9 protein-coding genes are annotated in these 8,448 nt (G+C 61.1%); 1 reads left to right on the forward strand and 8 read right to left on the reverse strand.

The genetic code is table 11. From position 1 onward, the window contains the following. Positions 1–46: 46 nt before the first annotated feature. The 5 genes from Q0288_RS15715 to Q0288_RS15735 form a co-directional block, all read right to left on the reverse strand. Positions 47–214, reverse strand: coding sequence for a hypothetical protein (locus tag Q0288_RS15715; RefSeq protein ID WP_299432495.1), 168 nt, complete (start codon positions 212–214; stop codon positions 47–49). A gap of 1 nt (position 215) precedes the next feature. After that, positions 216–926 (reverse strand): hypothetical protein, encoded by a 711-nt coding sequence (locus Q0288_RS15720; RefSeq protein WP_299432498.1) that lies wholly within the window; start codon positions 924–926, stop codon positions 216–218. A gap of 72 nt (positions 927–998) precedes the next feature. Further along, a complete protein-coding gene (locus tag Q0288_RS15725) occupies positions 999–1,862 on the reverse strand; it encodes an ABC transporter ATP-binding protein (RefSeq protein ID WP_299432501.1) in 864 nt (287 codons plus the stop codon). A gap of 46 nt (positions 1,863–1,908) precedes the next feature. After that, positions 1,909–2,442 (reverse strand): glycosyltransferase, encoded by a 534-nt coding sequence (locus Q0288_RS15730; protein ID WP_299432504.1) that lies wholly within the window; start codon positions 2,440–2,442, stop codon positions 1,909–1,911. Positions 2,443–2,596: 154 nt separating this feature from the next. Next, positions 2,597–3,220, reverse strand: a complete 624-nt coding sequence (locus Q0288_RS15735) for a TetR/AcrR family transcriptional regulator (protein ID WP_299432506.1) — start codon at positions 3,218–3,220, stop codon at positions 2,597–2,599. Between the two features lie 279 nt (positions 3,221–3,499). Here Q0288_RS15735 and Q0288_RS15740 point away from each other — a divergent pair, with 279 nt between their 5' ends. Further along, positions 3,500–3,991 carry a GreA/GreB family elongation factor gene (locus Q0288_RS15740; protein ID WP_299432510.1) on the forward strand — a complete coding sequence of 164 codons (492 nt, stop codon included), beginning with the start codon at positions 3,500–3,502 and terminating at the stop codon, positions 3,989–3,991. Positions 3,992–4,220: 229 nt separating this feature from the next. Here Q0288_RS15740 and Q0288_RS15745 read toward each other — a convergent pair whose 3' ends face one another. From Q0288_RS15745 to Q0288_RS15755, 3 genes are all read right to left on the reverse strand, one after another. After that, the gene (locus Q0288_RS15745) at positions 4,221–6,260 is read right to left on the reverse strand and encodes a beta-galactosidase (protein WP_299432514.1); all 2,040 of its coding nucleotides are present in this window, start codon (positions 6,258–6,260) and stop codon (positions 4,221–4,223) included. Positions 6,261–6,386: 126 nt separating this feature from the next. Further along, on the reverse strand, positions 6,387–7,088 hold the full coding sequence (locus Q0288_RS15750; protein WP_299432517.1) for an ABC transporter ATP-binding protein: 702 nt from the start codon (positions 7,086–7,088) through the stop codon (positions 6,387–6,389). Beyond that, positions 7,089–8,228 carry an ABC transporter permease gene (locus Q0288_RS15755; protein WP_299432520.1) on the reverse strand — a complete coding sequence of 380 codons (1,140 nt, stop codon included), beginning with the start codon at positions 8,226–8,228 and terminating at the stop codon, positions 7,089–7,091. Positions 8,229–8,448: the final 220 nt, after the last annotated feature.

Genomic DNA, 8,448 nt, shown 5'->3' on the forward strand with positions numbered 1-8,448 from the left:
ATCAACCAAAAGCTCTCTTAGCTTATGGTCTCACTTTAGGGGCGCACTACAGATCGAAGCCTAAGCGCTCGAGCAAAATCTCACTCCCCACCGGCACCCCCAAGCGAAACACCACCGCCATCACCACCGGAATCAGCGGGATATAGAGCAGCATGGGGTCTCGAGCGATGTTGCGCAGATCGGCGCAGAGCAGGCCTCCGTAGATGCCGGGCACGTCAAACCTCCCTTCCGGCTGTCGGCTGCACGAAGCGGTCGAAGGCCCCTCGAGCCAGCCCGAACCACAACCAAACCCAAGCCGCCGTGCCCGCCAAGCCGTAGAACATTTGCCCGATTGGCAGCGGCCCGGCACTAGCCTGCACCAGTTGCAGCGCAGGCATCAACGGGTGCCAGAAGAACCACTGCCAGGGTACGCCCAGTACCGCCCCCAAGGGCAGCAGCAAGAACAGAATTGCCAGCACCGAGGGCATCAGAAGCTGGTTCAGGCTCTCGTAGCGCGAGGTCAGCCAGAAGCCAATCAGGGTATAAACCGCGCTGACACCCAGCATTCCCAGCAGCAACCACGGCAGGTTGTGGGGCAATCCGAAGGCCGAGAAGATGACAACGAGGCCCTCAAACAGCGTGATCGCCGCCAGCGAGAACACTTTGGAGGCCAGATACTCCTCACGTCGCAACGGGGTGACGGTCAGGCCCGCCAGCGTGCCCTCGCCTTTCTCTAAGAGTACCTGCGCGGCCACGAAGTAGAAGGCGGTCAGCAGAGCGTTCATGCCGATGAAGAGGGGAACAAAGCTCGAGGGCTCCACGTTCTTTAGCGCGGTAAAGTGGATGCCCAGCAGCCAGAAGCCCATCACGAACAGCGCTGCATAGTAGAAGCCGTTACGTTGTTGCTGCCGAAAATCGAGTTGAAGGGTCGACCAGAGGCGGTTCATAGTTGGCTCCTCGAGAAAATGCTTTCGCTTCACTCCCTCCCTCATCCCGGCCCTCTCCCAGAGGGGGCATGGTCACGCGGCGCTCTCGAGGGTCTTCCCGGTCACACGGATGAAGATGCTCTCGAGGGTACTCTCCTGGCTGTGGACGGTGCGCAGGTGGGGCGACTTGAGCAAGGCCAGAAAGAAGGGGTTGTCAGCCAGATTGGCCAGCGGGAAGGTATGTACCTTGACTTCTTCCCCATCCCCCACCTCGACCTTGAGGGTGCGCTCGCCGTAACGCAGCTTGAGTTCGGATGGGCGGTCTATCAGCGCAATCCGCCCGTCCACCATGAAGGCCACGCGGTCACAGACCTCCTCAGCGAAGGTCATGTTGTGGGTGGTGAGGAAAACCGTGGTTCCCCCCTGCCGCTTCTGGCGGATGATCTCCTTGATGCGCCTCGAGTTCACCGGGTCGAGGCCTGAGGTCGGCTCGTCGAGAAAGAGCAGCTTGGGGCGGTGCAGCAAGGCGCGTGCCAGGTTAAGGCGAATCCGCATCCCCTTGGAGAAGTCCGAGACCCGCTTGCGGGCGTCTCCCTCGAGACCGACCGACTCGAGCACCTGCAAGGGGTCGTCGGTGCGGCCCGCGTAGAGGGTGCGGAAATAGTGCAGGTTCTCGAGGGCCGTCAGCTTGAGGTAGTGGTTGGGCAACTCGAACGAGACCCCAATCTGCTGGTAGTAGTCCGACCGCCAGCTTTGCAGCGGCTTGCCCAGCACGCGCACCTCGCCCTCGAAGCCTCGGAGCAGGCCGATCAGAATCTTCTGGGTGGTGCTCTTGCCCGCCCCGCTGGGGCCGAGGAAGCCGAATATTTCACCGGGCTCGACGCTGAAGTTTAGATCACTCAGAGCTAGCTTCCTGCTGCCCGGATACGAAAAGTTGAGCTTCGATACTTCGATCATGTCCTCACCCTCAACACGCCCCGCTCAACGCCTATAAATTGCTCGATCAACCTGACCACCTTTCCCACCCCGTCCTCGGCGCGTATCTGCCGCCCGAGTTGCGGCCTTCTGCCGCATCTGCGGGTTGCTCAGGGCTTCGTTGATGGCCCTGGCAAGCCCCTCGTGGGTGAGCTGCTTTCGAGGGATCGGGCGCGGCCCGGCCCCGATCTGGGCGACCACCTCGCCCCCGTAGGGCTGGTCGCCGAAGAAGGGCGCGATCACCGAGGGCGCCCCCGCCCACGTCCGTCACCAGCACGTCCACGCCCTGGCAGGCCCGCAGCCCCTCGGCGGCCTTGGCGGCGAAGCGCTGGATGGCGATGAAGTTGCCCTTCTCGATAAGCCGCTTCAGCTCCGGCGACTCGGTGATGGCCTGGACGTTGCCCTGTACCGGCCAGAACTCGAGGCCTTGCCCTTGGGTCAAGGCATAATTCTCGTGGCTGATCAGTCGCACCTGATGCCCAGCGTCCAGCAACCCTTTGCCCAAGGCCACATAGGGCTGCACGTCTCCCTGACTGCCTAACGCGATGATTGCGATGCGCATCTAAGTCTCCTTGTCGAAGGTCTAAGGTATAAGGCTTGCTTTGAGCGGAGCGGAAGCGAGTCGAAGGGTCGAAGGCCTAAGGACAAAAGACAACACTGTACCTGCACGTCGAAGAGTTCGAACGCACGTATGAAAGTGGTCTGTTGCCGGACGGCTATTTCTTGGGTTTGTTACCTCCGGCGAAGGCGGCAGCGAAGGTCTGGCCCAGCAGCGCCAGAATTTGGTCGGACTCGAGGTCGGTGGTCTCGTCGCCCAGCAGGCTCAGCACAAACACCCCCAGCACACTTCCGGCCATCGCCCGCACCATGTGGGCGGCCTTCAGTTTGCGCAGCTTGCCCGCTTTGCTCATGCCAACAAAGGTGTCTTCACTCAGTTTGAAGATGGGGCCGAAAATTTCCTCAAAGCCCCGCTGCCGCAGCGCGGGGTTGACCATCAGCTCGGGCAGCACCACCCGCCAGAGTTCCTTCTGGGCTTGCAGGGCCTTGAAGCGCCGTTGCAACTGCGCCGCCATCACCGCCCCCAGGTCGCCGGTCTTGAGCTGCTCCATCTGCTCGGCCCGCTGCTCCCGCTCGGCCAGTTGCGCCAGCAGCGCCAGCAGCAGCTCGTCCTTGGAGCGGAAGTAGTTGTACACGGTACCGTTGGAGACCCCGGCGGCATTGGCAACATCCTGCATCTTGGCCACCTGAAAGCCACGCTCCGAGAAGACCTGGGTGGCCGCCCCCAGGATTTGCTCCCGGCGCAGGTCTTCCCGCTTTTGCTGATACATGTCCTTGGTCATTGCCGCCACCTCTGACAATGACTGTACAGCAAAATGACTGATTAGTCAATCATATGATTTTTTAGTCACTTAGGATAACCAGCATCCCTGAGTATCGGCCTAAAGCCTAATACTCTGTCGAAAAAACTCGTCAAGCGGCTGGATTACTTCCGTTGGAGCTTCCATGTACAAGAAGTGTCCGCAGTCCGGCAGCATGATTCAGTGGCACAGGGGAGCGCGTCCAAATACAGATTTCCATACACACCTCAGACTTACGGCGGGTTTATGCTATAAAGACCCATGAGCCGAGCTTTTGTCAAGGAAGACGCTTCCAGTGGAGAGGTGGCAATTCCCGCTCGAGCCCCGCTGCCTGCTGGCATACCCAACTACGTCACCCCCAGAGGCTTGGCGCTGCTACAAGACGAACACACCGCACTCTTGAATGAATTAGGCGTGCTGCAAAAACTGGACGGTGGCCCAGCCCTGGCGCTGGTTCGGGGAAAACTCGAGCTGCTTGAAGAACGGCTTTCCAGTGCAAAACTGGTAGACCCCCACACCCTACCCCAGGACGAAATACAGATTGGCGCTACCGTCACGCTGTTGGCAGGCCAGCAGGAGCGTCGCTTGACCATTGTGGGCGTGGACGAGGCCAACTTGCTGGAGGGGCGGGTGGCCTTCACGGCACCCATTGCGCAAACGCTGCTGGGGCGCAGGGTTGCAGAGGAGGCCGTATTGGAAACGGCCAAGGGCAAACAGGTTTTGCGCATTATCAAGATCGAGTATGCGCTGTAGGAAGCAATGTTACAAGTCTGCGCTTACAGCGTTTACCACGAATACCCCGCACGCAGAGACTTGGTTGTGCGGGGTACATTACGCCTCACCGTGTGAGGCGTAATGGTGGGAAGCGCTGTAGGTGCCCCCAAAAGCAATAAAAGAGACCCTCGAACGCGCCTAGTGGGGCGGCAATTGAGTGACGCTAGACACGCCACTCACGCGCAGAGATGGCATTGGAAGAAAATATTCAGGCCTGGATGGCAAAGCGAAGATCGGCAAGGTCAATTTGTGCATAGCGCAGCAGGCGCAGTTCGAAGGGCTCGAGCACCACTTTTTGCGGTACGCTTTCTCCGCTCAGCACATCCACGGCACCCTCGGGAAGCTGCACCTCGAGGCCGTGCTCGAAGGCAAAATTCATCAAGTGCAAGATAGCCCCCTGGGGGGTCTGCGAGACCACCGCATCGGCTCCAGGGGGTAGGTCGGTGTAGCGCAGGCCCATCTGCTTACACACCTGCTGCATCAGCTTGTGCAGGGCAGCGGACTCGAGGTCGGTGCCAACGTAAAAACTATGGCCCCGTCCAAAGGCATGGCCGGCGATGACCGGACGGTCTGCGTAGAAATCGCTCTGGTAGTGGGCCAGCGGCTGGGCCCCCTCGAGGTGCATCAGGTCGCACCACAAGCTGCCACTCACCAACGCACCATCCCACAGCCGTATGGGGCGGGTTTCGCCGGGTTGCAAGACCGCCCACTCCTCGATCCATAAGCCCAGCATCTTTCGGAAGGGGGCCGGATAACCCCCCAGGTGAATGTGCTCGTTGGCATCCACGATGCCGCTGAAAAAGCCCATCACCGCACTGCCCCCGTGGTGCACGTAGCGCTCGAGGTTCTGGGCTGCGGTTGGGGTGGTGAGGTAGAGGTTGGGCACCACCACCAGCGAGTAGGGGCTCAGGTCGGACTCGGGGTGTACGAAGTCCACCGAAAGGCCCAGGCGGTGTAGCGCAGTGTAGTATTTGCGGGTTTGTTCCAGCAGGTTCAGGCTGGCACTGGGTTTGGAGTCGAGTTCCAGGGCCCAGTGGTTTTCCCAGTCGAACATCAGGCCCACCTTGCCGGGCACCTGGGCCTCGGCAAGAAAGGCCAGGTGCTGCAACTCGGCCCCCAGTTGGCACACTTCGGCAAAGACCCTCGAGGACGCGGCTCCGATATGCTGCACCATGCCGCTGTGGAACTTCTCAGCCCCGGCTCTGGAGGCCCGCCACTGGAAAAACAGGATGCCCCGTGCCCCACGGGCCAGGGCTTGCTGGCTGATCAGGCGCATCTGACCAGGCCGCTTGAGGGCGTTGTGGGCACGCCAGTTAACCGCACTGGGGGCCTGCTCCATCAGAATCCAGCGCTGGCCGCGCCGCAACGAGCGCATCAGGTCGAACTCCATGGCCGAGGCCAGATAGCTCTGGGGGTCGGCAGGGTCGGGGTAGCTATCGTTGGAAACGAGGTCTTCGTGCTGGGCCCATTTGAAATAGTCGAGGCCCCGGATAAAACCCAGAAAGTTGGTGGTGACGGGGATGTGGGGCGTAGCTTCGCGCACGATGGCGGTTTCGGCCTGCATCAACTCGAGCAGGTTGTCGGAGCTAAAGCGGCGCCAGTCGAGTTGTTGGGTGGGGTTGGGGTAGGTGGGCGCTTTGCGCGGGGGCTGGATTTCGCTCCAGTCGTTGTAGCGCTGGCTCCAGAAAGCTGTGCCCCAGGCTGCGTTGAGGGCTTCAATATGGGTGTAGCGGCGTTGCAACCACCCTCTAAACTGGGCCGCACAGAGGTCACAGTAGCACTCGCTGATATGACAGCCAAACTCGTTGTTGATGTGCCACATTCGCAGCGCGGGGTGTTGGGCATAGCGCTGGGCCAGTTGGCGCACCAGGGCCTGGGCGTGCTGGCGAAAAGCCGGGTGGCTGGGGCAGTAGCCCTGCCGCGCCCCAACCTCCAGGCGCACCCCCTCTGCGGTTACCGGCCTCGAGTCGGGGTAGTGCCTGGCCATCCAGGGCGGCGGTGCTGCCACTGCGGTTGCCAGGTTCACCATAATCCCGTGTGCATACAGCAAATCCATTACTTCGTCCAGCCACGCAAACTGGTACTCGCCCGGGCGGGGCTCGAGCTGGGCCCAGGAAAAAATCCCCAGCGAGACCATGTTCACACCCGCTTTTTGCATCAATTGAACATCCTCGAGCCAGGTTTCACGCGGCCATTGTTCGGGGTTGTAATCGGCCCCATAGAGCATCTGAGCAGGCAGGGTTTTCATAGGTATGGTTGCCCTCGAGTTCGAATCATATCGCGCTGGGTCTGCGATTGCGCACTTCACCACGAAGGCCTTTGATCCTTGCGGCCTGCGCCTCTCCCACAAAGGGAAGGCGTTCATAAAAACGCTCTAAACACTCTGAACAGCAGGGGCAGCCGACAACACCGCTTCTACTTTAAGCAGCCTTCCATCCTTGAGGTGCAGGATGCGTTCGGCCTTGCGGGCCAGCTCCAGATCGTGCGTGACCAGAATCACCGTGCGGCCTTCTTGGGCCTGGCGCAAAAGCAGTTCCACCACCCTGGCTCCCGAAGCGGTGTCCAGGTTGCCGATAGGCTCATCGGCAAACAGGATGGGTGGGTTCAGGGCCAGGGCTCGAGCCAGGGCCGCACGCTGCTGTTCACCGCCGGAAAGTTTGCTGGGCAGGTGGCGGCCCCGCTGAGCCAGCCCCACCGCTTCCAGCAGCTCAGCCGCCCGCGCAGTGCGCTCCTTGAAGCTGCGGCCCGCCAGCATCAGGGGAAAGGCCACGTTTTCCAGGGCGGTCAGGGTGGGGATCAGGTTCCACTGTTGAAACACAAATCCCATGTACTGGAGGCGCACCTCCGAACGAGCGTCTTCGGACAGGCTCGAGAGTGAAGTGTCGTCCAGGCGCACCTCCCCCTCACTCGGCACGTCGAAGCCCGCCAGCAGGTTCAAAAGGGTGGTCTTGCCGGAGCCGGACGGCCCCACCACCGCCGTCAGCCCAGTTGGGAAGAGGTAGGTGAAATGATCCACCGCCACCAGGTCAATTTCGCCCTGATGGTAGCGCTTGTGCAGGTTGATGGCTTCTAGCATTCAGACTCTCCCCAGGGCTTCTACAACCTTAATGCGGCTGGCCGTACGGGCCGGCAGAAATCCGGCCAGCAAGCCCAGAACCACTGCGACCAGCAAGGCAAACGAAGCCAGTCGCAAAGTTACTGCCGAAAGCGCTACTCCCACTTCCTGCCCGGTGTACCAGTTAACCAGTCCCGAGGCGGCCTGCCCCACCAACAATCCCAGCAAGCCTCCCACGATGCCCAGCAGCAGGGCTTCCAGCAGCACCAGGCCAAATATGAAGTTGCGCTTGGCCCCCAGGGCCCGCATCAGGCCAAACTCGCGGATCCGCTCGTAGACCGACATCATCACTGTATTGGCCACCAGCAAACCCCCCACAATTAGCGCGACCAGACTGATGCCAAAGCGCACCAGATCCGAAATCCGCACCGCCCGCTCCGCAAACCGCATTACGTCTCCAGCGGTCTGGGCATCCACACCTGAGATGCGGGTTTCCAGCGCCTGGGCCACCTCGTCGGCTTTACGACCCGGGTCAATCGAGAGCAGTATCGAACTATAGTTCTGGGTGCCCAGCACCGTTTGGATGGCCTCGAGCGGCACGAAAATGAAGTTGTCGGCCATGCCGCCGGTGCGCCCCAGCACCCCCACCACCTCGAGCGTGACCAGAGGCGAAAGCCGCAGGCTCTTGCCCAGACCCAGGTTGTTGCGTTCGGCAATGCTACCCCCCACCACGGCCCCTTGCGGCCCTGGGCTCAAGACCCCCGAGGCCAGGCTGGCGTTTGGGTACAGATCCCGGGCGGTCACCCCCTGAGGCAGCCCCTGAAAAAAGAAACTGCTGGCGGGATCAAACCCGCCGCGCACAAACACGGTACTGGGAATGACCCGGGTGACCCCTAGCCCTGGCGCGACCGATTGAACCTGTTGCACGATCTCGGGGCGCAACTCGGGATAGCCCGCGCTAAAGGCTTCCGCACCCTCAGGAACCACCAGAATGGCGGGTCCCACGTTAGACAGTTCTACCCCCAGGGCCTTGCGCAGCCCCTCTCCAAACGACATAAACAGCACCATAGAAGCCGTCGAAACCACAATCCCCAGCAGGGTCAGGATGCTGCGAACAGGCCGCGCCCGCAGGTTGCGATAGACCAGGGCCAGAACTTCCACGCCCATCAGAATACCCGCAAACGTCGGGGAAATTGGGGCGTGTGCCAGGTTGTGGCGCTCATTTAGCGGTCGCAGGTCACCGGTTCACCCATCATTGCCTGAGACACAGAACCTTCGGCGCCTGGCCACCGAACCCAGATAAGCCCACTTCATGGGATCTGGCATAAGCTATTATCCATGCAAAACACCCTTCTGACCCGACTCGAGCTGTCGCTTTCCG

This window comes from uncultured Meiothermus sp. (assembly GCF_937863175.1).
Classification (GTDB): domain Bacteria; phylum Deinococcota; class Deinococci; order Deinococcales; family Thermaceae; genus Meiothermus.